Annotated in this window: 20 protein-coding genes; 13 read left to right on the plus strand and 7 right to left on the minus strand. The window is 65.8% G+C overall.

The window, feature by feature from the left end; genetic code table 11:
* Positions 1–11 precede the first annotated feature (11 nt).
* The 3 genes from AABF56_RS30395 to AABF56_RS30405 are packed head-to-tail and all read left to right on the plus strand — an operon-like array spanning position 12 to position 4,130.
* Positions 12–1,856: an ABC transporter permease gene (locus AABF56_RS30395; protein ID WP_443021251.1), complete on the plus strand. Its 1,845-nt coding sequence runs from the start codon at positions 12–14 to the stop codon at positions 1,854–1,856.
* A complete protein-coding gene (locus tag AABF56_RS30400) occupies positions 1,856–2,956 on the plus strand; it encodes an ABC transporter ATP-binding protein (RefSeq protein WP_272808688.1) in 1,101 nt (366 codons plus the stop codon). The genes AABF56_RS30395 and AABF56_RS30400 overlap by 1 nt, the downstream gene beginning before the upstream one ends.
* A 34-nt stretch (positions 2,957–2,990) precedes the next feature.
* Positions 2,991–4,130 carry an ABC transporter substrate-binding protein gene (locus AABF56_RS30405; RefSeq protein WP_272808687.1) on the plus strand — a complete coding sequence of 380 codons (1,140 nt, stop codon included), beginning with the start codon at positions 2,991–2,993 and terminating at the stop codon, positions 4,128–4,130.
* 88 nt (positions 4,131–4,218) lie between these two features.
* On the opposite strand, the gene AABF56_RS30410 is transcribed toward AABF56_RS30405, so the two are convergent.
* The 3 genes from AABF56_RS30410 to AABF56_RS30420 all read right to left on the minus strand — a co-directional run bounded on the left by AABF56_RS30410 (position 4,219) and on the right by AABF56_RS30420 (position 7,946).
* Positions 4,219–5,097 (minus strand): alpha/beta hydrolase, encoded by an 879-nt coding sequence (locus tag AABF56_RS30410; protein ID WP_272808686.1) that lies wholly within the window; start codon positions 5,095–5,097, stop codon positions 4,219–4,221.
* 192 nt (positions 5,098–5,289) lie between these two features.
* Complete coding sequence (locus AABF56_RS30415) at positions 5,290–5,457, minus strand: hypothetical protein (protein ID WP_272808685.1); 168 nt, start codon at positions 5,455–5,457, stop codon at positions 5,290–5,292.
* 452 nt (positions 5,458–5,909) lie between these two features.
* Positions 5,910–7,946 (minus strand): NADH:flavin oxidoreductase, encoded by a 2,037-nt coding sequence (locus AABF56_RS30420; RefSeq protein WP_272808684.1) that lies wholly within the window; start codon positions 7,944–7,946, stop codon positions 5,910–5,912.
* 146 nt (positions 7,947–8,092) lie between these two features.
* On the opposite strand from AABF56_RS30420, the gene AABF56_RS30425 reads away from it, so the two are divergent.
* A complete protein-coding gene (locus AABF56_RS30425) occupies positions 8,093–8,722 on the plus strand; it encodes a TetR/AcrR family transcriptional regulator (protein WP_272808683.1) in 630 nt (209 codons plus the stop codon).
* 232 nt (positions 8,723–8,954) lie between these two features.
* Entirely contained in the window at positions 8,955–11,054 is a 2,100-nt protein-coding gene (locus AABF56_RS30430) for a methyl-accepting chemotaxis protein (RefSeq protein WP_272808682.1), read from the plus strand.
* Positions 11,055–11,265: 211 nt separating this feature from the next.
* Here AABF56_RS30430 and AABF56_RS30435 read toward each other — a convergent pair whose 3' ends face one another.
* Positions 11,266–11,415: a hypothetical protein gene (locus AABF56_RS30435; protein WP_272808681.1), complete on the minus strand. Its 150-nt coding sequence runs from the start codon at positions 11,413–11,415 to the stop codon at positions 11,266–11,268.
* A 158-nt stretch (positions 11,416–11,573) separates the two neighbouring features.
* On the opposite strand from AABF56_RS30435, the gene ehuR reads away from it, so the two are divergent.
* The 5 genes from ehuR to AABF56_RS30460 all read left to right on the plus strand — a co-directional run bounded on the left by ehuR (position 11,574) and on the right by AABF56_RS30460 (position 17,064).
* On the plus strand, positions 11,574–12,956 hold the full coding sequence (gene ehuR, locus AABF56_RS30440; RefSeq protein WP_272808680.1) for a MocR-like ectoine utilization transcription factor EhuR: 1,383 nt from the start codon (positions 11,574–11,576) through the stop codon (positions 12,954–12,956).
* Between the two features lie 172 nt (positions 12,957–13,128).
* Positions 13,129–13,878, plus strand: coding sequence for an aspartate racemase/maleate isomerase family protein (locus AABF56_RS30445; RefSeq protein ID WP_272808679.1), 750 nt, complete (start codon positions 13,129–13,131; stop codon positions 13,876–13,878).
* A 33-nt stretch (positions 13,879–13,911) separates the two neighbouring features.
* Positions 13,912–15,090, plus strand: coding sequence for a M24 family metallopeptidase (locus tag AABF56_RS30450; protein WP_272808678.1), 1,179 nt, complete (start codon positions 13,912–13,914; stop codon positions 15,088–15,090).
* On the plus strand, positions 15,077–16,273 hold the full coding sequence (locus tag AABF56_RS30455) for a M20 metallopeptidase family protein (protein WP_272808677.1): 1,197 nt from the start codon (positions 15,077–15,079) through the stop codon (positions 16,271–16,273). Before AABF56_RS30450 ends, AABF56_RS30455 begins: the two co-directional genes overlap by 14 nt.
* A 140-nt stretch (positions 16,274–16,413) precedes the next feature.
* A complete protein-coding gene (locus AABF56_RS30460; protein WP_244768717.1) occupies positions 16,414–17,064 on the plus strand; it encodes a glutathione S-transferase family protein in 651 nt (216 codons plus the stop codon).
* A gap of 60 nt (positions 17,065–17,124) precedes the next feature.
* On the opposite strand, the gene AABF56_RS30465 is transcribed toward AABF56_RS30460, so the two are convergent.
* On the minus strand, positions 17,125–17,562 hold the full coding sequence (locus tag AABF56_RS30465) for an Lrp/AsnC family transcriptional regulator (RefSeq protein WP_023517321.1): 438 nt from the start codon (positions 17,560–17,562) through the stop codon (positions 17,125–17,127).
* Between the two features lie 120 nt (positions 17,563–17,682).
* Between AABF56_RS30465 and rocF the strand changes: the two genes are divergently transcribed.
* The 3 genes from rocF (at position 17,683) to AABF56_RS30480 (ending at position 21,486) form a co-directional block, all read left to right on the plus strand.
* A complete protein-coding gene (gene rocF, locus AABF56_RS30470; protein ID WP_244768715.1) occupies positions 17,683–18,603 on the plus strand; it encodes an arginase in 921 nt (306 codons plus the stop codon).
* A gap of 26 nt (positions 18,604–18,629) precedes the next feature.
* Positions 18,630–19,691, plus strand: a complete 1,062-nt coding sequence (gene ocd, locus AABF56_RS30475; RefSeq protein ID WP_272808676.1) for an ornithine cyclodeaminase — start codon at positions 18,630–18,632, stop codon at positions 19,689–19,691.
* Positions 19,692–20,385: 694 nt separating this feature from the next.
* Positions 20,386–21,486 (plus strand): hypothetical protein, encoded by a 1,101-nt coding sequence (locus AABF56_RS30480; protein WP_272808675.1) that lies wholly within the window; start codon positions 20,386–20,388, stop codon positions 21,484–21,486.
* Between the two features lie 158 nt (positions 21,487–21,644).
* On the opposite strand, the gene AABF56_RS30485 is transcribed toward AABF56_RS30480, so the two are convergent.
* A complete protein-coding gene (locus tag AABF56_RS30485) occupies positions 21,645–22,415 on the minus strand; it encodes an enoyl-CoA hydratase (protein WP_272808674.1) in 771 nt (256 codons plus the stop codon).
* Positions 22,416–22,435: 20 nt separating this feature from the next.
* On the minus strand, positions 22,436–23,326 hold the full coding sequence (mmsB, locus tag AABF56_RS30490) for a 3-hydroxyisobutyrate dehydrogenase (RefSeq protein WP_272808673.1): 891 nt from the start codon (positions 23,324–23,326) through the stop codon (positions 22,436–22,438).

The raw sequence follows: 23,326 nt of genomic DNA on the forward strand, positions 1-23,326 counted from the left end.
AGAGTGAGCCCATGACCCTGCAAATCCCTTTGCCGGAGGACCGTTCGCGTCCCGAGCCGGCCTCACCCTGGAGACGCGTCTCCTACCTGATGCGCGTCAACAGCGCGGATCCGACGTTGCTGCTCGGCCTCGCCCTGCTCGCCGTCTTCGCCTATCTCATCCTCGCGCCCGTCCTGCTTCTGCTCGCGGACGCCGTCACGGTGCATTTCGCCGATACCGCGCGCACCAGGCAGGAGCTCGGCGCGTTCACGCTCTACTACCTCAACCGCGTCCTCCTCTCGCCTATCGCACGGGACCTCTTCTGGTGGCCGCTCGCCAATACGGCGATCATCTCCGCCGGCGCAATCGCCATCGCCTTCCTCGTCGGCGGCCCGATCGGCTGGCTGCTCGCCCGCACGGACCTCATCGGCAAGAAGTGGCTCTCGACGGCCCTGCTTGTCCCCTACATGCTGCCGTCCTGGACCTTCGCGCTCGCCTGGCTGACCCTCTTCAAGAACCGCACGACGGGCGGGCTTCCCGGCTGGATGGAGACCTTCGGCGTCACCCCGCCGGACTGGCTCGCCTATGGCGCCCTGCCGATCGCGCTCATCCTCGCCCTGCACTATGCGCCCTTTGTTATCCTCCTCTTCGGCAATGCGCTGAAGCAGTTCGACACGCAGCTGGAGGATTCCGCCCGCAGCCTCGGCGCCGGCCCGTTCGACGTGGCGCGCAAGATCATCCTGCCGCTGATGCTGCCCTCGCTCATTTCGGCCGCCACGTTGATCTTCGCCAAGTGCCTCGGCGATTTCGGCGTCGCCTATGTGCTCGGCGTGCCGGTGGGCTTCGACGTGCTGGCGACCTCGCTGTTCCGGGCGATCTCGACCAGCCAGGCCGGCGCCTCCGCCGTGCTTGCCGGCGTGATCGTGCTGCTCGGCACCTTCTCCATCCTCATCGACATGCGCCTCCTGAAGGAAGCAAAACGCTTCGTCACCATCGGTTCAAAGGGCGCGATGGTGCGCGCCACGCCGCTCGGCAAGTGGCAGACGCCCGCCTTTCTCTGGGCGCTTGCCGTCTTCATCTTCAGCGCCGGCATTCCGCTCGTCGCGCTGGCGCTGACCACGGTCATGCGCGTGCCGGGCGCCTTCAGCCTCGACAATTTCACGCTCGACTACTGGATCGGCACCGAGCTCGGCACGACCGCGCTGCGCCAGGGCATTCTCCTGACCGGCGAATTCTGGCTGGCACTGTGGAACACGGTGTGGATGGTGGGCCTTGCCGCCCTCGGTGCCGGCGTGCTCGGCCTGCTTGTCGGCTATGCCGTCGCGCGCTCGCCCGTCCGCTTCGTCTCCGTTGCGCTGCGGCAGGTCACCTTCCTGCCATATCTGGTGCCGGGCATCGCCTTTGCAGCCGCCTATCTCTCGATGTTCGCCGTTCCCCGTCCGCCGCTGCCCGCGCTCTACGGCACGCCGGTCATCCTCGTGCTCGCGATCCTCGCGGACCAGATGCCCTTCGCCTCGCGCGCCGGCATTGCCTCGATGATGCAGCTCGGCCGCGAGCCGGAAGAGGCCGGCCAGATCGTCGGCGCCGGCTGGCTGCGTCGCATGCGCTCCATCGTGCTGCCGATCCAGCGCGGCGCCCTCGTCTCGGCGATCCTCTTGCCCTTCATTTCCGGCATCAAGGGGCTCAGCCTCGTCGTCGTCCTTGCCGTTCCCGGCACGGACCTGCTCACCACCTACGCAATCCGCCTCGTCGACTACGGCTACAGCCAGGCTGCCAATGCGGTCGTCCTGATGCTCTGCGTCGTCGCCTTCACCGGCACGATGCTCGTCCAGAAGATCGGCCGGGCCAACCTCTCAGACGGCATGGGAAGCAAGTAATGTCCAGCATCACCTTGGAAAACATCCGCAAGACCTATGGCCGCGGCGGTCCTGCCGCCATCGGCAATCTCAGCATGGCAATCGGCAAGTCGGAATTCCTCTGCCTGCTCGGCCCTTCCGGCTGCGGCAAGACGACGACGCTGCGCATGATCGCCGGCCTCGAACACCCGACCGGCGGGCGCATCCTCGTCGACGGCAAGCCGATCGTCTCCGTCGCCGACGGCGTCTTCACCGTGCCGGAAAAGCGCAATATGGGCCTCGTCTTCCAGAACTACGCCCTCTGGCCGCACATGACGATCCGCGAGAACGTCGCCTTCGGCCTGAAGCTGCGCAAGACGCCCGCCGCCGAGCGCGACGCCACCGTCGAGCGGGTGATGACCAAACTCGGCATCGCCCGCTATGCCGCCCGCTACCCGGCGGAGCTTTCCGGCGGCCAGCAGCAACGCGTGGCGCTTGCCCGCATGCTGGCGCTGAACCCGTCCGTCATCCTGCTCGACGAGCCGCTTTCCAACCTCGACGCCAAGCTGCGGCTGGAAATGCGCGCGGAACTGAAGCGCATCCATGCGGAAGCCGGCTCCACCATCGTCTTCGTCACCCACGACCAATGGGAAGCGATGACGCTGGCGACGACCATCGCCGTGATGAGCGAGGGCGAATTGCAGCAGGTCGGCACGCCCGACGACATCTACGAGCGCCCCGCCAACCGCTTCGTCGCGGAATTCGTCGGCAGCCTGCCGATCAACATCGTCGAGCGGGGCGAAGCGCAATCCGGTCCGCTGCATGGCTGGGTCGATCGCCTTCTGGCGCATTTCGCGATCGACGGCACGCCGGTCGCCTCGGCCGGCATCCGGCCGGAGGCCGTGCGTCTTGCCGATCTCGACGAGGCGGCGGCCGCGCGCTGCGCCGCCGGCCGGGGAACCATCGTCGACATCGTGCCCACCGGCGGCAGCTGGATCGTCGAGCTCGACGTCGACGGCAGCCGCTTCTTCGCGATCGCGACCGAAAACCCGCGCAAGGCCGCGGGCGAGACCACCCATTTCTGGGTCGAAAGGCAGCATCTGCACCTTTTCGACCGGGACAGGAATCGCATCGCCCTGTGACGGGGCATGCGCCATCGAGGCAAAGGAGGAAATGATGCCTAAGACATTGATCTGCCTGTTCACGACCGCATCCGTCCTGGCCATGGGCCTGACAGGCGCCATGGCTCAGGAGGCCAAGGAGATCGGCATTCCCGACAGCGACTATTCGCTGGAGGCGCTGATCGAGGCAGCCAGGAAGGAAGAACCGATCACGGTCATCGACGCGACCGGCAAGATCGTCACCATGGCCGAGAACTTCTCGGCGAAGTACGGGCTGAAGGCGACCGGCGTGAAGATGAGCGGCCAGGACCAGGAACAGGTCATCGCCCGGGAAGCGGCCGCCGGCAATGTGCGCACCGACGTCTTCAACATGAGCAACCTGCCCTCGGTGACCAGCCAGATCCTGCCGCAGGGTTTCGGCATCTCCTGGCTCGCGCCCGACCTCAAGGACAAGATCCCGGCCGCCTACCAGAGCCCGGCGATCACCAGCAACAACCCTTGGGTCTTCGCCTACAATACCGACGTCAACGGCGAGACCTGCCCGGTCGACAATCTCTGGGCGCTGACCACCGAGGAATGGAAGGGCCGCGTCGCCATTCCCGATCCGCTGCTGCGCAACGAGACGATGTTCTGGTTCAACCAGCTCGCCACGCACGAGGACGCCGCGATGCGCGAGGCCTACAAGGCTCAGTTCGGCGAAGAGCTGACGACCGACGAGGCGAGCGCGACGGCCGAATGGGTCAAGCGTCTTGCCAAGAACCAGCCGAAGGTCACGCGCAGCGACACCGATGTCGGACCGATCGTCGGCGCGGAGGAGGAAAAGCCGCCGATCGGCTTCCTTTCCGCCGCCATCTTCCGCGACGCCAAGAAGGACGGCTACGGCATGGGCATCTGCAAGGAGATGAAGCCGTGGATCGGCCAGCTGACGCCGCGCGTCGCCGTCATCGCCGCCGGCACGAAGAGCCCGAACACCGCAAAGCTCTTCGCCCGCTTCATGATGACCGAGGAAGGCATGGCCCCGCAGCTCGGCGACGGCAAGATCTCGACCAACACGGAGGCCAAGATGCCCGAGAGCGAGGTCTCCGGCATCGCGAACCATGTCGACAAGCTCTACGTCAACCACTCCGAAACGAGCCAGGACGATTTCGCCAAGCTGCAGGACTGGCAGGATTTCTGGCTTCAGCACTCCCGTTGATCCCCGCCCCGCGCGCTCCGGCGCGCGGGGTCTTCCATCCCGGTCGCCGATTGCGCACCACGGCCGACGGGCGTTCTCCCGGTCGGACCTATTTCTCCTGCCGGAAGGCGATCTGGACGGCGCGGTTGAGCGCAACGGGCAGAACGGACATATGGTTCTCGCCGGCATATTCCTCGAAACGGGCAACACCCGCGAGGTCCGGGGACGCCTCCCAACGTTCCGCCATCGCCCGGGCAAGCTCCACCGTTCGGGTTTCGAGGGCACGGGCCTGTCTTTGCGCCTCGTCGGGCCGGCCCTTGTGGAAGGGCGCTATGCGCGTCTCGCTTTCGTATTGCCCCGCCGAAAGGTGCAGTTCGATGCCCGCAGGCACGTCGGAACGCTCCAGAAACGCCTGCTCCGTCGACAGAATGGCCGCATCCTCCCAGTAGATCGCCGGGCTTGCCGCGATCCAGCGCCGATAGGCGTGGGGCCTGGTAAACAGCGCATGGAGCACGAACAGCCCCCCGAAGGAGTGGCCGAAAAGCGCCTGGCGAGACCGGTCGATCGGCACCTGCCGTTCGACCCAGGGCTTCACCTCGTCCTCGATCGCAGAAAGAAAACCGTCGCCGCCACCGGTCTTGACGTCAGGCGTATCGGGAAAGAACGGCGGATAGGTCCGGCCGGGCGGCGGGCTGAGATCCCAGGAACGGCGGAAGGGATCATAGGCCTCATCGGAGGGGTAGCCGATCGCCACGATCACGCCATCGCAGATGTTCGTACCGCTCGGATAGGACATCTGCACCTTCTGCGCATCGACAGCCGTCGCAAAGCAGGCATTGCCGTCCGTCATGTAGAGAACGGGCCAACCTTGGGGCGGCGCGGGCCTTGGCGGGCGATAGAGGAAGATCCGGTGCGGCTGGTCGCCCGTGCCGAGCGTCATATCGGTGAACGTCGCGCCGGCGAGCGTGACGGGCGATGAATGGGACATGCTTTCTCCGGGCAGCCGAAGGGGACGACGTGAAACGCTGCCGTTACCGCATAAAGTTGACTGGAATTCCGCTGTTATATGATTCGCCACCGGGCAGACATGCGGACGAAGGCGCCTTGGAACTGAGGCAATCGGGCGGCACCACGCCGCCCGATCTCGCGCGTGTTTTTCAAGGCCGCGCGGCACGCGTCCTCACTCCGGCCGCGGCCGGTTCGCATGCATCCGATCCTCGATATCGCGAATGTGCTTCTCAAGCTGCTCATCGCTCATATAGGCGCTGAGGGAGCCGATGCGCTTGCCTTTGTAGAGATCATTGCCTTCGGCCGCCTTGAGGCGAGCCAAGAGATCGATGCGTTTCATGTCCCCTCCTTTCGGTGATTTCAGATGGAGTGTTCAGGCGGCCTCGCAGCGGCGACGGAGCACCGGACGAGGACACCGGCAGACAAGTCGGAAATTTGGCGGGCATGCCAATGCTATAGGCGACGACGACGCCCTCGCCATGAACAGATTCCGGCTTTTCATGTATTCATCCCGTCAAGGGATGTAGAACAGCCGGCGTCCTAGCCGAGGGCCAGGCTGGAAAAGAATTCCATCATACGGTTGATGATGATTGCCGGCATACAACGGTTCCGAATTCTTCTGCTGCGCCCGTTCCTCCAGGGAATGCAGGCAATGGCGATGCCCGCAGGAAGAAGACACCGGCAAAGCGCAATGTCAACCGGTTTGTCCATGCCAAACCGGAATGCCTGGCGATCTTCCGCCGAAGCGGCGCGCCGGACGCCTTTGCAGGGCACCGGCGCGCGGGGATGGTCTCAGATATCCTTGGCAAGGCGCAGCGCATCATAGATGGCCGCATGCGTGTTGCGGGCGGCGACCGCATCGCCGATCCGGAAGAGCTGGTAGGCGCCGTCGGGATTGCGCGCGACGGTCTGCGGCGCGCCGGCAAGCAGGTCGTCGTAGGAGACCTCGCCGAGGTTCTTCGAACCCGGCTTCAATTCGAAATAGAGATCGTCCAGCGGGATGGTGCCGTGGTTGACGACGATCTGATCGACCGTGCGCTGCTTGCTGACACCGCCGTAATCGCTGCCGACATGGGCGATGAGCTGGTTGCCGCTTCTTTCCGCCGCCTCCAGCCGGTAGGTGACGGTGAAGGTCGTGTCGAGCTTCTGCAGCGCGCGCATGTAGGGAACGAGGTTCATGGCCATGACCTCGGGCGCGAAGGCGCGGTCCGGCGTCATGATCTCCACCTTGCCGCCCGCCCTGGCGATCAGTTCGGCCGCCTGCAGGCCGGCATGGTCGCCGGCATCGTCATAGACGAGCACGTTGGTGCCCGGCTTCACGTCGCCGGAAATGATATCCCAGGAGGAGACCACCAGCTCGTTGCCCTTCGAAAGAACCTCGGTATGCGGCAGGCCGCCCGTCGCGACGATCACGACATCGGGGTTTTCGGCAAGGATCGTGTCCGCCTCGGCCCAGCTGTTGAAGTGGAAGGTGACGCCGTGCTTCTCGCACTGGCTCATGCGCCAGTCGATGATGCCGATCATTTCGCGCCGCCGCTCGCTCTGCGCCGTCAGCCGGATCTGGCCGCCCGGATCGCTCGCCGCCTCGAACACCACCACCTCGTGGCCGCGTTCGGCGGAGACCCGCGCCGCTTCGAGGCCGGCCGGGCCGGCACCGATGATCACCACCTTCCTGCGCACCGCCGCCTTCGGGATCGCATGCGGCATCGTCTCCTCGCGGCCGGTCGCCGCATTGTGGATGCAGAAGGCAAGGCCGCCCTGGTAGATGCGGTCGAGACAGTAGTTCGCGCCGACGCAGGGACGGATGTCGTCCTCGCGCTTTTCGATGATCTTGCGCACGATATGCGGGTCGGTCATGTGGGCGCGGGTCATGCCGATCATGTCGACCTTGCCGGTGGCGATCGCATGGCGCGCCGTCGCGACATCCTGGATCTTCGCCGCATGGAAGGTCGGGAACCTGGTGGCGGCGCGGATGTCGCCGGCGAAATCCAGATGCGGCGCGCTTGCCATGCCCTGGATCGGGATGACGTCCGTCAGGCCCGGATCCGTATCGATATGGCCGCGGATGACGTTCAGGTAGTCGATGAGACCGCTTTCCTTGAGACGACGGGAGATTTCCAGGCCCTCGGCCTTTCCGGTCCCGCCGGGAAGACATTCGTCGGCCGTGTAGCGCACGCCGAGGATGAAATCCTCGCCAACCCTTTCGCGCATCGCCCTGAACACGTCGAAACAGAAGCGCAGGCGGTTGTCGAGCGAGCCGCCATAGGGACCGTCGAGCTCGTTGGTCAGCGGCGAGGTGAACTGGTCGATGAGGTGGCCATAGGCCTCCAGCTCGACCCCGTCCATGCCGCCCGCCTTCATGCGCTCGGCGGCATCGGCGAAATCCTTGATGATGCGCGCGATGTCCCAGTCTTCCAGCTTCTTGGGAAAGGCGCGGTGCGCCGCCTCGCGATGATGGGAAGGCGCAAGGACGGGCAGCCAGTCGCCCTTGTCCCAGCGCGTGCGGCGGCCGAGATGGGTGAGCTGGATCATGATCGCCGCACCCTCTTCATGCACGGCGTCGGTCATTTCCCGGATCCACGGCACGATCTCGTCCTTGTAGGCGAGCAGGTTGTTGAAGACCGGCGGGCTGTCCTTCGAGACGGCGGCGGATCCGGCCGTCATCGTCAGCGCCACGCCGCCGCGCGCCCGCTCCACCGTATAGGCCCGGTAGCGCCCCTTCGGCATGCCGTCCTCGGGATAGGCGGGCTCGTGCGACGTGACGATGATGCGGTTGCGCAGGGTCAGATGCTTCAACTGATAGGGCTGAAGCAGGGGATCGTTCGACATGCGACGGGCTCCGGACTTGGGGGACTTTCGCGAACGGTAAGGGGAAATGTACACATGTGTCAACATCCAAAACACCATAGTCAATAATATCGACATGACTGTACATTCCACTTGCCGCGACATACCGGATTTGTTAGGAGGGCACCATGGAACAGGCGACGAGTGACAGCGGCTGGCGCGGCTCCCCGGAAGGGTGGCTGGAGGCCGCCTACGACTGCCTGCTCGAGTCCGGTGTTGAATCGGTGAAGATCCTGCCGCTCGCCAAGCGGCTCAATCTGTCCCGCACCAGCTTCTACTGGTTCTTCAAGGACCGGGAGGAACTGCTGGATGCCCTCATCGCGCGCTGGCGGGAGAAGAACACGGGCAATCTCGTGAAGCAGTCCGGGGCCTATGCGGAAACGCTTGCCGAAGCGATGCTCAACGTCTTCGACTGCTGGCTGGACAAGGACCTGTTCGATTCCCAGTTCGAGTTCGCCGTGCGCAGCTGGGCGTTGCAATCGCCGGACATCCTGGCGGAGGTGCAGGCGGCCGACCAGGCGAGAATAGAGGCGCTCGGCCGCATGTTCGTGCGGTTCGGCTATGACGAGGGCGCGGCGGACGTTCGCGCGCGAACGACCTATCTCGTCCAGATCGGGTATATCTCGATGCAATCCACGGAAGATATCGCGCTGCGCATGAAGCGCATCCCCGACTATATCGCGATCTATACCGGAGAGATCCCCCGGAAACGGGAACTCGACCGCTTCTTTGCCCGGCACGGCTACAAGCCGGACTGAGCGCAGGGGCCTAGCACAGGACAGGCACGTCGGCTCCTCCTTATTTCGCCGTCAGGCCAGGCAAATGTCTCCGCCTTAGGTTCGTCTTAACGAACTCTGTTCAATTTTACCGATCGCAAGCGCGCGGTTCTCGCGCCGGCTGCCATGAAGGCGCGTTTTTCCTGACATCTGCTGTGCCGAGCCCGTGCCCGCAAGACGCGTGCGGTCGGCATTGGAATACTGGGGGGTTTCCTTGAGTGTACGTTTCAATCTCATGACCAAAATTCTTCTGGCCGCCTCGCTCGCCGTCATTGCGGCCTTCTGCGGCTTTTCGGTCTATATCGACAGCCTTCAGCGAAATACGCTCTCCAGGGAAGCAGCCTCCGAGATCGAATCCGCCGGCGAGCTGGCGGCCACCGGCATTGCCAACTGGCTGAATGCCCGCGTCATGCTGACCGAGCTCGCCGGCGCCGGCGTCGCCCGGGCGGAGAATGCCGAGGAGATCCTCAAGGGTTTCGACAACGCGCTGCTCGGCCGCGAATTCGCCCTCGTCTATTTCGGCGGCGAGGACGGCACCATGACCCGCATTCCCGCCGCGACGATGCCGGCAGGCTACGACCCGCGCAAGCGCGGCTGGTACAAGGACACCGTCAGGCTCGACGCGCCGGTGCTGACCGATCCCTATGTCGATTCCGCCTCGCAGAAGCTGGTGATCAGCGCCACCGCCCCGGTCAAGCGTGATGGCAAGCTGCTCGGCATCGCCGGCACCGACTTCCCCCTGCAGGGCCTGCTCGGCATGATCGGCGAGGTCGATCTCGGCGGCATGGGCTCCGCCTTCCTCGTCAACAAGTCCGGCACGGTTCTCGTCCATCCCAACGGCGATCTGGTCGCCAAGCCCCTGACCGAGGTCTTCCCGCAGGAAACCCCGTCGATCGAGGCGACCGGGCTGACGGAAACCGAGCTCGACGGCAAGCGCGTCCTCGTGCGCTTCGTGCAGGTCACGGGCCTGCCGGTGATCGACAGCTGGTATCTCTGCCTGATCGTCGACCGCGACATGGCCTATGCCGGCATTTCCGAATTCCGCATCGCCGCCACCATCGCCACCGTCGTCGGCGTTCTCGCCATGATCGGCGTTCTTGCCCTGCTTCTGTCCAGCCTCGTCGTGCGGCCGGTGGTGCGCATGACCGGCATGATGAGCAAGCTGGCGCGCGGCGACGTTTCCGAGGAGATCCCGGATGCTGGCCGCAGCGACGAAATCGGCCAGATGGCGGCTGCCGTCACCGTCTTCCGCGAAAACATCATCGAGCGCGCGCGCCTCGCCCGTGCGGCGGAAGAAAACCAGGCCCTGGGCGAACAGGAGCGCCGCGAGCGCGACGCGATCAAGGCGCAGGAGGCCGAGACCGTCGCGCTTGCCGTCCAGACGGTCGCCGATGCGCTGGGCCGCCTTGCCGACGGCGACCTCGTCTCGCGCATCGACACCCCCTTTGTCGGCGATCTCGACCGCCTGCGCATCGACTTCAACAACTCCGTCACCCGCCTGCACCAGGCCATGTCGACCGTCGGCGAGAAGGCGCTGGCGATCGACAGCGGCGCGAACGAGATCCGCGGCTCCGCCGATGCGCTCGCCCGCCGTACGGAGCAGCAGGCAGCGTCCGTCGAGGAAACCGCCGCCGCGCTGGAGGAGATCACCACGACCGTGAAGGACTCCACCCGCCGCGCCGAGGAGGTCGGTTCGCTCGTCTCGCGCACCCGCCAGGGTGCGGAGAAGTCCGGCGAGGTGGTGCGCCGCGCCGTCTCGGCCATGCAGGGCATCGAGAAGTCCTCGCACGAGATCTCCAACATCATCGGCGTCATCGACGACATCGCCTTCCAGACCAACCTCCTTGCGCTCAATGCCGGCGTGGAAGCGGCCCGCGCGGGCGAGGCCGGCAAGGGCTTTGCCGTCGTGGCGCAGGAAGTCCGCGAGCTCGCCCAGCGTTCGGCTAATGCCGCCAAGGAGATCAAGGCGCTGATCACCGCATCCGGCGAGCAGGTCCGCTCCGGCGTCGCCCTCGTCGACGAGACGGGCGCCGCGCTGGAGGCCATCGTGCGTGAGGTGCAGGAGATCAACGGCCATGTGAACGCCATCGTCACGGCCGCCCGCGAGCAGTCAACCGGCCTTCAGGAGATCAACACCGCCGTCAACACGATGGACCAGGGCACGCAGCAGAACGCCGCCATGGTGGAGGAACAGACGGCGGCCAGCCACGGCCTTGCCGGAGAGGCGGCAGCGCTGACCGCCCTGCTCGCCCAGTTCCGCCTCGACAGGGCAAGGAACGCGCCGCAGGCTGTACGCCAAGCCTACGCCGCCTGACGGACACCACGCCGACCCGCGCTCCCAGCCCCCTGCAGCTGCTGCAGGGGGCTTTTTTCTTGCCTGCAGGGCCGGCACGCCACCGGCCCCGTACCCCTGAACAGGGTGACACGGGCAAGATCCGGCGCAGCGCAGAAATCCGCAACCGCGACGGAATCAGCCGCTATGGCCGTGAATGCGGGCGCGGCCGTCGTGCCGCCCCTTGTCCTGATTAGACGAAGACCATCACGCCCGCATAGCCGACCGCAATCAGAACCAGCCCGACGACGAGCATCGGCATCAGGCTGCTGCCATTGACGTCCCGGCCGCTGACGTGCTCGCCGGAAAACACCAGGGGCTTGCGGGTTTCTTCCTCGTTCATGGGCCTCTCCTTTTAATGTGGCAAATGATATACCACTTTAATGCGGCGCGCGACGTGACAATTCAGCGCCGCGACATGGAAGGGTGTCCGCTTCCAGCAGTGAGGCCAGGAATGTCGTTGCCGATTGAAATTGCCATGCATTTGGCCGACAAGAATGCATGACAAAATGGCACCCCGATCCCGGCCAATTGCGGCGGCCCGTCTATATCTCCCTCGCGGACCAGTTCACGGCGGCGATCAAGAGCGGCCGGCTTGCCGAGAATGACAAGCTGCCGCCGCATCGTGATCTTGCCTATGACCTGAAGATCTCGATCCAGACGGTGAGCAAGGCCTATGACGTGCTTGCCCGCCGCGGGCTGGTTTCCGGCGAGGTCGGCCGGGGCACCTATGTCAAGGCAGGCGGCTCCGCACCGCAGTCGCCCTATATCGCGGAGCGGCTGGCGAACGAGATCGACCTTTCGATCGTCACGCCCGTCTGCACGCCCTTTCACCTGGAAAGGATGAAGGACGCCCTGCACCGGCTCGGCGATGGCGTTCCGTCTGCCGCGGCCCTGTCCTTCCGGCCCAACACCATCTTTCCGCGGCACCATGAGGCCGCAGCCGCGTGGCTCTCCATGCTCGGCGTCGAAACCGCGCCGCACAACCTGCTCGTGACGAACGGAGCCTCCTCGGCCTTTACCGTCGCCCTCCTCTCCGCGGCAAGCCCCGGCGCGATCCTTGCCACCGAGGAGGTCTGCTACCATGTCATCCGGCCGCTTGCGGATTATCTCGGCATCCGGCTCCGCCCGATCGTCGCGGACGCGGACGGCATGGTTCCCGAAGCGCTGGAGGAGGCTTGCCGCAGGGAGGAGGTGTGCATGGTCGCCCTCCAGCCCAATCTTGCCAACCCGACTGCTTCGCTGATGTCGGAAGGCCGGCGCCGCGCCATCGCCGAGACGGCACGCAGACATGACGTGACGATCATCGAAAACGACGTGTTCGGCCCGCTTCTCTCCCGCCGGCCGCGCCCCATCGCGGCGCTGGCGCCCGAACGGACGGTCTATATCACCGGTTTCAGCAAGGTCGCCCTTCCCGGCCTGCGGATCGGCTATGTTGCCGCGCCGGATCATCTTGCCGCCACTATCGCCAACCGGCACCTGATGGCGAACTGGATGGCGACGCCCGTCATGGCAGAGATCGCCACGCTGTGGCTCTCCGACGGCACGATGCAGGCGCTGGTGGACTGGCAGCGCGAGGCCCTCGGCCAGCGGCATCGGATCGTCTCCGCGGTGCTTCAGGGCACCGCCTACCGCGCACATCCCGAGGGGCTTCATCTCTGGCTGCCGCTTCCGCCGGAGCACGATGAGCCCGCCTTCGTTTCCCAGGCGCGCGCCCGCGGCGTGGCGGTCGCGCCAAGCACGCCCTTCTCCCTGTCCGGCGCGCCGGCTGGCGCCGTCCGGGTATCGCTCGGCGCGACCGAGGCCGACGAACTGCGCGCCGGCCTCGACATCCTCGCCTCGCTGCTGCGCGCCGCGCCCGACCGGAGCGTCCTGGCACCCTGAAGCGCCGCGATCCCTCCTTGCACTTCGCACCCTTGCTTCAAGAATCTCGTCGTCGCAAGATCGTCTGGCGCTTTGCACGACACGCGTCGGAAATTGACATGTGTCTTTTTCCCAGATTGACATGCATTTCTCCGCGCGGCTGAATGGCGGCACCCACAGCGGCGGAGCGCGCATGATCGAGGAAATCCAGCATCAATCGGCCTTGGAGGCCCGCGCCGCGGCCCGGCGCATCGGCCTGATCGCGCTCGCCACGGACCATACGGTGGAGGCGGATTTCCGCAGGCTCGTCGCCAGCGACGACATTGCCGTGCATGTGACACGCGTCAGCTATGCGAACCCCACGACGCCGGACAATCTCCGTGCGATGCATCCCCATCTTGCCGCGGCGGCGGCCCTGCTTTTGCCGGGCGAGGCGCTCGACGCCGTCGTCTATGGCTGCACCTCGGCCTCGGTTGTCATCGGCGAAGAGGCTGTCGCGGCCGCCATCCGCGAGGGCAAGCCGGGCGCCGCCGTCATCACGCCGGCCGGCGCGGCCGTCCTGGCGCTGCGTGCGCTGAAGGCGCGACGCATCAGCATCCTGACACCCTATATCCGCCAGACGGCCGAACCCATGCAGGCCTATTTCGAGGCGAACGGCTTTGCCGTCGATCGCCTCGTCTGCCTCGGCATGGAAGACGATCGTGACATGGCGCGCCTGCCGCACGCGGAGATCGTCCGGCTCGCCGCAGGCATCGCTGCCGGTACCGAAGCCCTGTTCATCGCCTGCACGGCGCTGCGCGCGGCGCAATGCGCCCCCGAGATCGAACGGCAGACCGGCCTGCCGGTCGTCACCAGCAATCTGGCGGCCGCCTGGGCCAGCCTGCGGCAGTGCGGCATCGCGCCCGATCCGAAGGCCGCGTGCCGCCTGCTCGCAACCGCCTGACATTCCCGTTTCGTCAATCAGGATGCCTTTCTCATGATCGAACTACCCTTCGCCCTTTCCGAGTACAGAGCCCGGCTCCAGGCCATCCGCGCGGAAATGGCGCGACGCAACCTCGACCTCCTCGTCGTCAACGATGTCGCCAACCAGCATTACATCACCGGCTATGACGGCTGGTCCTTCTATACGCCCCAGGTCGTGCTGGTGCCGCTCGTCGACGAGGAGCCGGTCTGGATCGGCCGCGCCATGGATGCCGCCGGCGGCCTGCTGACGGCCTGGATGAAGCCGGAAAACGTCGTCGGCTTCCCGGAGGACCATGTCCAGCGGGCCGACCGCCACCCGATGGACTGGATTGCCGCCTGGATCAGCCGGAAGGGCTGGGGCCGCGGCAATATCGGCATCGAGCTTGAAGCCTATTATTATTCGCCGAAGGCCCATGCCCGCCTGACCGCGGGCCTGCCGAACGCCACCTTCCACGACGCCGACCTACTGGTGAACTGGATCCGCAGCGTCAAGTCGCCGGCCGAGGTCGACTATCTGCGCAAGGCCTCGCGCCTTGCCGAGGCCGCGGTGCGCGCGGCCTATGACGCCATCGCGCCGGGCGTGCGCGAATGCGACGCGATCGCCCGGATCCAGGCCGCCCAGGTTGCCGGCGCGCCGGATTTTGCCGGCGACATCACCGCCCTACCCCCGACCATCCTCGCCGGCGAGAATGCCTCCGCGCCGCATGTCATGTGGAGCGACCGCCGCTTCGGCGAGAACGAGACCGTCGCGCTCGAACTTGCCGGCGTCGTCCGCCGCTACACGGCCGGCCTTGCGCGAACCCTCCAGCTCGGCAGGATGCCGGCCAAGGTGAGCGATACGAGCAAGGCCGTCCTCGAGGGCATGGAGGCCGTCCTCGCCAGCATCAGGCCGGGCGTGACGGCCGAGGCGGTGGAAGCGAGCTGGCGGCGGGTCATCGAACGCCATGGCCTCAAGAAGGAATCGCGCATCGGCTATTCGATCGGTGTCGCCTATCCGCCGGATTGGGGCGAGCACACGATCAGCCTGCGCCCCGGCGACACGACCATCCTGAAGCCCGGCAACGTGCTGCACTCCATCCTCGGCATGTGGATGGACGGCTGGGGCATCGAGGTGAGCGAGACGATCCTCGTCACCGAAACCGGCTGCGAGACGCTGACCGACTTCCCCCGGGACATCCATGTCAAGGCCTGAGCCCGACACGGCGGCAGTGGACGAGGGCCTCGCGCGCCGGATGATCGAGATCCGCCGCCACCTCCACCGCAATCCGGAGCTTTCCAATGCGGAGCGCGAGACGCAGGCCTATCTGAAGCAGGCGCTGGAGGAGGCGGGGCTCGGCCCGGTCCGGCCGGTCGCCGGCTTCGGCCTCGCCGTCGATATCGTCGGCACGGCCGGCCCCTCCAACCGCAAGGTCGTCATCCGCGCCGATATCGACGCGCTGCCGATCATCGAGATGTCGGGCGAGCCCTTCACCTCAGAGAAGCCGGGCGTGATGCATGCCTGCGGCCATGATGCGCATGCGGCGATGGGCTACGCCGCCGCCATCCTGCTGGACAGGCGCAAGCAATCCTTCAGCGGCACCGTGCGGCTGATCTTCCAGCCCGCCGAGGAGGCGGAACCGCTCGGCGGACGGCGGGTCGTCGCGGAAGGCCTTCTCGACGACGTCGACGCGGCGATCGGCATCCATGTCGATCCCTATACACCGACAGGCCGGATCGCGGTCGGCGCCGGCCCCTATACGCTGGCCTGCGATATCTTCGACGTCGTCGTGACCGGAAATTCCGCGCATGCCGCCCGGCCCGCCGACGGCATCGACGCCATCGCCGTCGCCTGCTCAATGGTGACGGAACTGCAGAAGATCGTCGCGCGCGAGATCGATCCCTACGATCCCCTGGTGATTTCCGTCACGGGCATCGAGGGCGGCGGCGCCTACAACGTGATCGCCGCCGAGGCCCGGCTGAAGGGCACCATCCGCAGCGGCCACGAGGAGACCCGCCAAAAGGCGTGGCGCCGGCTGCGGCAGGTCCTGGAAGGGGTGGCGGCGACGCATGGCGCGACGGTCGCGGTCGGCCTGCAACGGGGCGAGCCGCCCGTCGTCAATGCGCCGGAAATGGTCGAGATCGTCCGGCAGGCCGGCAAGGCGATCGTCGGGCCGGACAACGTGCTGTCGGCGCCCGGCTGGACCGCGGCCGACGACTTCGCCTTCTATAGCGAGAAATGCCCGTCGGTCTATTTCCGCCTGGGCATCCGCAACGAGGCGGCCGGCGCGATCCATCCCCTGCACCATCCGCAATTCCGCATCGACGAGGCCGCCCTGCCGCAGGGTGCCGCGGTGCTTTGCGCCACGGCCGAAACCTTCCTGAAGACGATGGAGTAAGGAAGACGCGGGGCCGGCGCGCAGCCGGCCTTGCCGCGCCAGCAGGCCTCTTGGCTGGAACGGCGAAAAGTATCTCGGGCAGATGTGTCGGAATCCCGTCCAGCCGGTCGTCTTCAAGCAGACACGCTATGGAGGACAGCATGACGATCACCATAACCGCCTTTGCCCAATCGCCCGATCGCGGCCGGGGCCTGGCGCGTGACATGCGCGTTCGCTGGGCGCTTGAGGAGGTGGGCCAGCCTTACGCGGTTCGTCTTCTCACGTTCAAGGACATGAAAGAGCCCGCGCATCTTGCGCTTCATCCCTTCGGGCAGATCCCGACCTATGAGGACGGCGCTCTCGTCCTGTTCGAATCGGGGAGTATCGTGTTCCACATCGCGGAGCGCCATGCAGGCCTGCTGCCGGACGATGCCAATGCGCGGGCGCGGGCGATCACCTGGATGTTCGCCGCGCTCAGCACGGTGGAGCCGCCGATCCTCGACCGCGAAATACCGGGCTATACGGAACGCGACAAACCCTGGTATGCGGAGCGCCTGCCGATCCTGGAAGGCCGTATCCGCCCGCGGCTGGACGAGCTCTCCCGCCGGCTCGGCGGTGCCGAATGGCTCGACGGCGCCTTCAGTGCGGGCGACCTTCTCATGGTCACCGTTCTGCGCAGGCTGGAGGGATCGGGCATATTGGACGACTATCCGGTCCTTTCCGCCTATATCGCCCGCGGCAAGGACCGCCCCGCCTACAAGAGGGCCTTCGACGCGCAACGGGCGGTGTTTGCCGCCGTTTCCTCCGACTGATTGAAGTCGGTCGGTTTCGGGCAAGCGCGACATGTCGGCCCATCCTGCGGATTCCGGCCGCTACAGTTTCGCCCTCGTCGAGCGCGGCGTAGAGAGGAGGATGCTCGTTTCGCTGCCCGTGATGCCCGGCACGAGGCGGATCTTGCGCAGGACGGCGTCGAACTCTGCAAGGCTTGAGGCACTGAGCTCCACCAGCAGGTCCCACCGGCCGTTCGTCGTGTGGATTTGTGAAATCTCGGCGAACCCGCCGAGCGTGCGGATCACGCGATCGGTCACATGGCCTTCGATCTCGATCGTCATGACGCCGCGAACGACATCTTCGAGGGCATCGGCACGCAGCATCACCGTGTAGCCGAGAATGGTGCCGTCCTGCTCCATCCGCTCGATGCGGGCACGCACGGTCGCCCGCGACGCTCCGGTTTCCAAAGCGAGGTCCGAAACACTCCTGCGCCCGTTGCCACGCAGCAGCGTCACGATCTTCTGGTCGAGCTCGTCCATGCCAATCTGGTTTCCTGGCTTCTCATTATGATCAATATGGCATTCCGAGATGCCAAAATTCAATATTCAATCTGCCGCTCGGGGCTTCTAGAATCTGGAAAAACAATGAGGAGTTAAGTCATGGAGTGCACGCTGATCGGCGCGCCCTTGCAAATCGGTGCAGGGCAGCTTGGCTGCGAGATGGGGCCGAGCGCCCTTCGCATCGCCGGCCTTCGCACGGCGCTTGAGGAACTGGGCCACACGGTGAAGGATATCGGCAACCTCACGCCCCGCGCCTTCGACGAGATGCCGCATCCGAACGCCGCCGTGCACCATCTCGGCGAGACGGTGGCCTGGGTGGAGGCACTGTCGGCCGCCGCCTACGAGCACGGCGAGGCCGGCATGCCGATCTTCCTCGGCGGCGACCATGCGATATCCGCCGGCACCGTTCCGGGCCTTGCGCGTCGGGCCGCCGAACGCGGCCGGCCGCTCTTCGTGCTCTGGCTGGACGCCCATACGGATTTCCATAGCCTTGAAACGACCGCCAGCGGCAACCTGCACGGCACCCCCGTCGCCTACTATACCGGCCAGGCCGGCTTCGACGGCTACTTCCCGGCGCTCGCCCATGCCGTGCCCACGGAAAATGTCTGCATGATCGGCATCCGCAGCGTCGATCCCGCCGAACAGGCCGCCATCCGGAAGACCGGCATAACGGTCCACGACATGCGCGTGATCGACGAGCACGGCGTCGGCGTCCTCGTGCGCACCTTCATCGAGCGGGTCCGGGCCGCAAACGGCCTCCTGCATGTCAGCTTCGACGTCGATTTCCTGGAGCCGGATATCGCGCCGGCCGTCGGCACCACCGTGCCGGGCGGTGCGACGTTCCGCGAGGCGCACCTGATCATGGAAATGCTGCATGACAGCGACCTGGTGACGAGCCTCGACATCGTCGAGCTCAATCCGTTCCTCGACGAACGCGGCAAGACCGCAAAGCTGCTCGTCGATCTTGTTGCCAGCCTGATGGGCAAGCGGGTGATGGATCGCCCGACGCTTGCAGGCTGAGCCCGCTGTTCCTGGTTGGAGGGAAAATGAACACTGATCCGAAATTGAACGTGGTTCCGTTCGTCAGCGTGGACCACATGATGAAGCTGGTCCTGAAGGTCGGCATCGACCGGTTCCTGACGGAACTGGCGGCGACGATCGAGGAAGACTTCCGGCGCTGGCCAGTCTTCGACAAGACCCCGCGTGTCGCGTCCCATTCCAAGGAAGGCGTCATCGAACTGATGCCGACCAGCGACGGGACGCTCTACGGCTTCAAATATGTCAACGGCCACCCGAAGAACACCCGCGACGGCCGGCAGACCGTGACGGCCTTCGGCGTGCTGTCGGATGTCGGCAACGGCTATCCGATGCTGCTCACCGAGATGACCATCCTGACCGCGCTGCGCACCGCGGCGACCTCGGCGGTGGCGGCCAAATACCTGGCACGGCCGAATTCCCGCACCATGGCCATCATCGGCAACGGCGCGCAGAGCGAGTTCCAGGCACGCGCCTTCAAGTCGCTTCTCGGGATCGACAGGCTCCGCCTCTTCGATATCGACGCGTCGGCAACGCGCAAATGCGCGGAGAACCTTGCCGGCCTCGGCTTCACCATCGAGGAGTGCCGATCGGTCGAAGAGGCTGTCGAAGGTGCAGACATCATCACCACCGTCACCGCCGACAAGCAATATGCGACGATCCTTTCGGACAACCATGTCGGCCCCGGCGCCCATATCAATGCCGTCGGCGGCGACTGCCCCGGCAAGACCGAGCTCAGCAAGGATATCCTGCTGCGCTCCGACATCTTCGTCGAATATCCGCCGCAGACGCGCATCGAAGGCGAAATCCAGCAGCTGCCGGCCGAGCATCCCGTCATCGAACTCTGGCAGGTCATGACCGGCGAGACCGAGGGCCGCAGGAGCGCCGACCAGATCACCCTGTTCGACAGCGTCGGCTTCGCCATCGAGGACTTCTCCGCGCTGCGCTACGTGCGGGAGAAGATTGCCGAGCATCAGATGTTCACGGAACTCGACCTGCTCGCCGATCCCGACGAGCCGCGCGATCTCTATGGCATGCTGCTGCGCTGCGAGAAGAAGCTCACCGCAGCCTGATAGATACGGCCGCCCGGTTCGGCAAATCGCGCGCCGGGCGGCAAAGCCCATCCGCGGCATGGGGCGCGGCATCCTTGGCCAAGGCTGGCAAGCGCCCCGCGGCGGGCGATCGATTCCTCACGACCACTCGAAAGTCAGCCCTGATGCCGAGGCCGTCCTCATCCGGACCTACCGGCGCGCCTCGATCGACAGTGCCTCGCCCCGTGCCGCAAGCTCCGAAAGAAGAAGCGCGCTGAGGCCGGCGATACAGAAACCGGCGGACAGGATGGACAAGGCCCGATCCCGACGCGATCAGCGATGCGCCGAGGCCTGCCACCTGCCCCAGCGAATGCACCTGCTCACCCACCGATACCGGATGGGAATGGCGAAGGGCCGGCATGCGCTTTTCCTAGCTTGTGCCCGCCGCAAGCCGCGACATCCTGGCCCACACAAGCTGGGCGACGCTCGCGCAGCATCATGCGACCTTCCTCTGCGCCGCCGATCCTGCGCCCTTCCGCCGGCATGGCGGAAAGGGTCGAAGAACAGGCCGCCTAAGACGCGGGCGGGAAATGGGGGCTGTGCGCGAGAATCCTGAATCTGCGTCACGAATCCGCACTGGGGCGCGAGGTTGCGCACGATTCCCCACCGAATTTATGGCCACCCTGTGCCGTTCTTTCTTCGTCCCCTCAAAAAATGCAGTGATTTCAGGCAGATTATGACATTTCCCACAATCAAGCTTCCCGCCCGTCCCCTCACCTTGAAGCGCGGGGTGATTTCGACGCCGTTCGCCTACTATTTCGCCACGCCGATCCTGCTGGCGATCGCCGTCTTCATGGTGGCGACGGAGGCGCCGGGCATTCTGCGCGACTATAAGATCAGTCAGAATCCGCTCGTCATCGAAAACGGCGACATCAGAGGCAGCTGCACGACGCGCAAAGCCATCTTCACCACCTGCGAGGTCGATCTCTCCTACGAACATGGCGGCCAGAGTTACGACAAGGACGTCGAGGTCATGTTCGCCGACATGCACACCGGAAGCTACGAGACGGGCCTTGTGATTTCGGCGGATCGACCGGATCTCGCCACGATCACCCTCGGGCTCGACATGCTGTGGAACAGGATCATCACGCTGGCCGCATTTGCCCTTCTGCTCGGCGGCGGATCCCTGGCGATGATCTTCCTTGCCTTGCGCATCCTTCGCGTTCGCGGCCGGTTGCGGCATCCCGCGCCCCTCACCCCCATCCCGGTCGAGATCACCGGCATGGACAAGAAACGCAATCGCCTCGCGGTCACCTATGCGGACAGGCTGAGCGAACGGAAAACCAAACGCGTTGCCTTCACCCGTTTCGAAGCCGGACAGGAGCCGATCATCATCGGGGATGCCGGCAGCAATGCGGTCGCGCTGGCCGTCTGGCACGGCAATACGTCCCTGCCCGTCCTGCTGGATGACCGGCTGGAGCGGATCGAGATGTCGGATCGGGAGCGGGAGGACGCCCTCGCGCCGCTCTATGCGGCAACGCCAGCCGGCCGGCCGGCAGCGGCGTCGTCTTCTGTTCCGGTGAAGACGGGGCTGTCGCTGGCGCGAAGGCTGGGCCTGTTCCTCCTTGTCGTCCTGCTCATCGCCGCCGGCATTTTCGGCTATTGGCTCTGGTACGTGACCAGCGCACCCTCGCAGTTCAATTCCCCGGGAATGGACATCAACGACCTGATGCCGGAAGCCCTCAACCGATGGGGCTGCGACCAGCTGCAAAAGCGCTTCGCCGACGGCCCGGCGCCCTTTGGATGCACGGCCGCAGACTATCGAAGCTGGAAATGAGGACGCAACTGCGCGGCGCAGTTGGTTTTCCCGCACAGGGCGCCCCCCCCCGCGGCATGTGGACGAAGCGGGGCGCGACATGACGCGCTCCACCCCGCCATTCGAGACAGAAGAAGACATGGCGACCCGGGCATGCGCCGAGGCCGGCGTCGATCCACTTATCGCCCGGTGAAGTCCGGCTTCCGTTTCTCGATGAAGGCGGCCATGCCTTCCTTCTGGTCCGCCGTTGCGAACAGGGCGTGGAACAGCCGCCGCTCGAAGACAATGCCTTCGCGTAGGCCCAGTTCGAGCGCGCGGTCCACGGCCTCGCGGGCGGCCATCGCGGCCGTCTTTCCGTAGCCGGCGATCGTTTCGGCGGCGGCAAGCGTCTCCTCCATCAGCCTGTCGGCCGCGATCACGCGGGAAACGAGGCCGCAGCGTTCCGCTTCCGCAGCGTCCATCATCCGGCCGGTGAGGATGAGGTCCATCGCCTTGGCCTTGCCGACGAGCCTGGTCAGCCGCTGGGTGCCGCCCATGCCGGGGATCACGCCGAGCTTGATCTCGGGCTGGCCGAACATGGCCGTGTCGGCGGCGAAGATCATGTCGCACATCATGGCAAGCTCGCAGCCGCCGCCGAGCGCATAGCCGGAAACCGCGGCGATTTTCGGGGTGCGCAACGCGGCGAAACGCTCCCACGCGGCGAAGAAGTCTTCGCCATACATCTCGGCAAAGGTCTTGTCCGCCATCTCCTTGATGTCCGCGCCGGCCGCGAAGGCCTTTTCCGAGCCGCGGATGACGAAGCAGCCGACGCCGGGGTCGCGATCAAGCGGGGCGAGATCATCGGCCAGGGCGAGCATGACCCCGGAATTCAGCGCGTTGCGCGCCGCCGGCCGGTTCAGCGTGACGATGACGACGCGGCCCTGCCGCTCGACGATGATCGGGTGTTCCATCGCAGTTCCTCCCTCGCCGGCTATTCGGCGCCTGCCTTGTCCCGCAACATGGTGATGATGGCGGAAAAGTCCTTGTCGCCAAAACCCTCGTCCGCGAAGCGCTGGTAGAGCGCCGCGGCCTTTGCGCCGAGCGGCGTCGCCGCGCCGGTATCCTTCGCCGCCGCCTGCGAGAGCATCAGGTCCTTCAGCATCAGCGCCGCGGCGAAGCCGGGCTCATACTCGCGATTGGCCGGCGAGGTCGGGACAGGTCCCGGCACCGGGCAATAGGTGGTCAGCGACCAGCATTGGCCGGAGGAGACGGAGGCGACGTCGAACAGCGCCTGATGCGTGAGGCCGAGCCGTTCGCCGAGCACGAAGGCCTCGCCCACGGCGATCATGCTGATGCCGAGGATCATGTTGTTGCAGATCTTCGCCGCCTGGCCGGCGGAGGCCCCACCGCAATGGATGATCTTCTTGCCCATCGCCTCGAACACCGCCTTCGCGCCGGCAAAGACCGCGGCATCGCCGCCCACCATGAAGGTGAGCGTGCCGGCCGCCGCCCCGCCCGTGCCGCCGGAGACGGGCGCATCGAGCGCGGGACTGCCATGCGCCTCGGCCAGCGCATGGGCCTTGCGGGCGCTGTCCATGTCGATGGTGGAGCAGTCGATGAGCAGCGTGCCGGGGGGCACGACGGAGACCAGTTCCTGCCAGACCGCAAGCACATGCTTGCCGGCCGGCAGCATGGTGATGACGAGGTCGGCGCCGGAGACTGCCTCATCGATCGAGGCAACCGTCGTCACGCCATTGCTTCCTGCAAGATCGAGCGAGTCGGCCGACAGGTCGAAACCGCGGACCGCATAACCGGCCTTCACGAGGTTTGCGGCCATGGGGCCGCCCATATGGCCAAGGCCGACGAAGGCGATGGTACTCAT

The organism is Shinella sp. WSC3-e, from assembly GCF_945994535.1.
GTDB classification, from domain to species: Bacteria; Pseudomonadota; Alphaproteobacteria; order Rhizobiales; family Rhizobiaceae; genus Shinella; species Shinella yambaruensis.

Coding starts and splice junctions, on each gene's coding strand:
- AABF56_RS30395 (WP_443021251.1), top strand. CDS start 12: ATGACCCTGCAAATCCCTTTGCCGGAGGACCGTTCGCGTCCCGAGCCG.
- AABF56_RS30400 (WP_272808688.1), top strand. CDS start 1,856: ATGTCCAGCATCACCTTGGAAAACATCCGCAAGACCTATGGCCGCGGC.
- AABF56_RS30405 (WP_272808687.1), top strand. CDS start 2,991: ATGCCTAAGACATTGATCTGCCTGTTCACGACCGCATCCGTCCTGGCC.
- AABF56_RS30410 (WP_272808686.1), bottom strand. CDS start 5,097: ATGTCCCATTCATCGCCCGTCACGCTCGCCGGCGCGACGTTCACCGAT.
- AABF56_RS30415 (WP_272808685.1), bottom strand. CDS start 5,457: ATGAAACGCATCGATCTCTTGGCTCGCCTCAAGGCGGCCGAAGGCAAT.
- AABF56_RS30420 (WP_272808684.1), bottom strand. CDS start 7,946: ATGTCGAACGATCCCCTGCTTCAGCCCTATCAGTTGAAGCATCTGACC.
- AABF56_RS30425 (WP_272808683.1), top strand. CDS start 8,093: ATGGAACAGGCGACGAGTGACAGCGGCTGGCGCGGCTCCCCGGAAGGG.
- AABF56_RS30435 (WP_272808681.1), bottom strand. CDS start 11,415: ATGAACGAGGAAGAAACCCGCAAGCCCCTGGTGTTTTCCGGCGAGCAC.
- ehuR (WP_272808680.1), top strand. CDS start 11,574: ATGACAAAATGGCACCCCGATCCCGGCCAATTGCGGCGGCCCGTCTAT.
- AABF56_RS30445 (WP_272808679.1), top strand. CDS start 13,129: ATGATCGAGGAAATCCAGCATCAATCGGCCTTGGAGGCCCGCGCCGCG.
- AABF56_RS30450 (WP_272808678.1), top strand. CDS start 13,912: ATGATCGAACTACCCTTCGCCCTTTCCGAGTACAGAGCCCGGCTCCAG.
- AABF56_RS30455 (WP_272808677.1), top strand. CDS start 15,077: ATGTCAAGGCCTGAGCCCGACACGGCGGCAGTGGACGAGGGCCTCGCG.
- AABF56_RS30460 (WP_244768717.1), top strand. CDS start 16,414: ATGACGATCACCATAACCGCCTTTGCCCAATCGCCCGATCGCGGCCGG.
- AABF56_RS30465 (WP_023517321.1), bottom strand. CDS start 17,562: ATGGACGAGCTCGACCAGAAGATCGTGACGCTGCTGCGTGGCAACGGG.
- rocF (WP_244768715.1), top strand. CDS start 17,683: ATGGAGTGCACGCTGATCGGCGCGCCCTTGCAAATCGGTGCAGGGCAG.
- ocd (WP_272808676.1), top strand. CDS start 18,630: ATGAACACTGATCCGAAATTGAACGTGGTTCCGTTCGTCAGCGTGGAC.
- AABF56_RS30480 (WP_272808675.1), top strand. CDS start 20,386: ATGACATTTCCCACAATCAAGCTTCCCGCCCGTCCCCTCACCTTGAAG.
- AABF56_RS30485 (WP_272808674.1), bottom strand. CDS start 22,415: ATGGAACACCCGATCATCGTCGAGCGGCAGGGCCGCGTCGTCATCGTC.
- mmsB (WP_272808673.1), bottom strand. CDS start 23,326: ATGAGTACCATCGCCTTCGTCGGCCTTGGCCATATGGGCGGCCCCATG.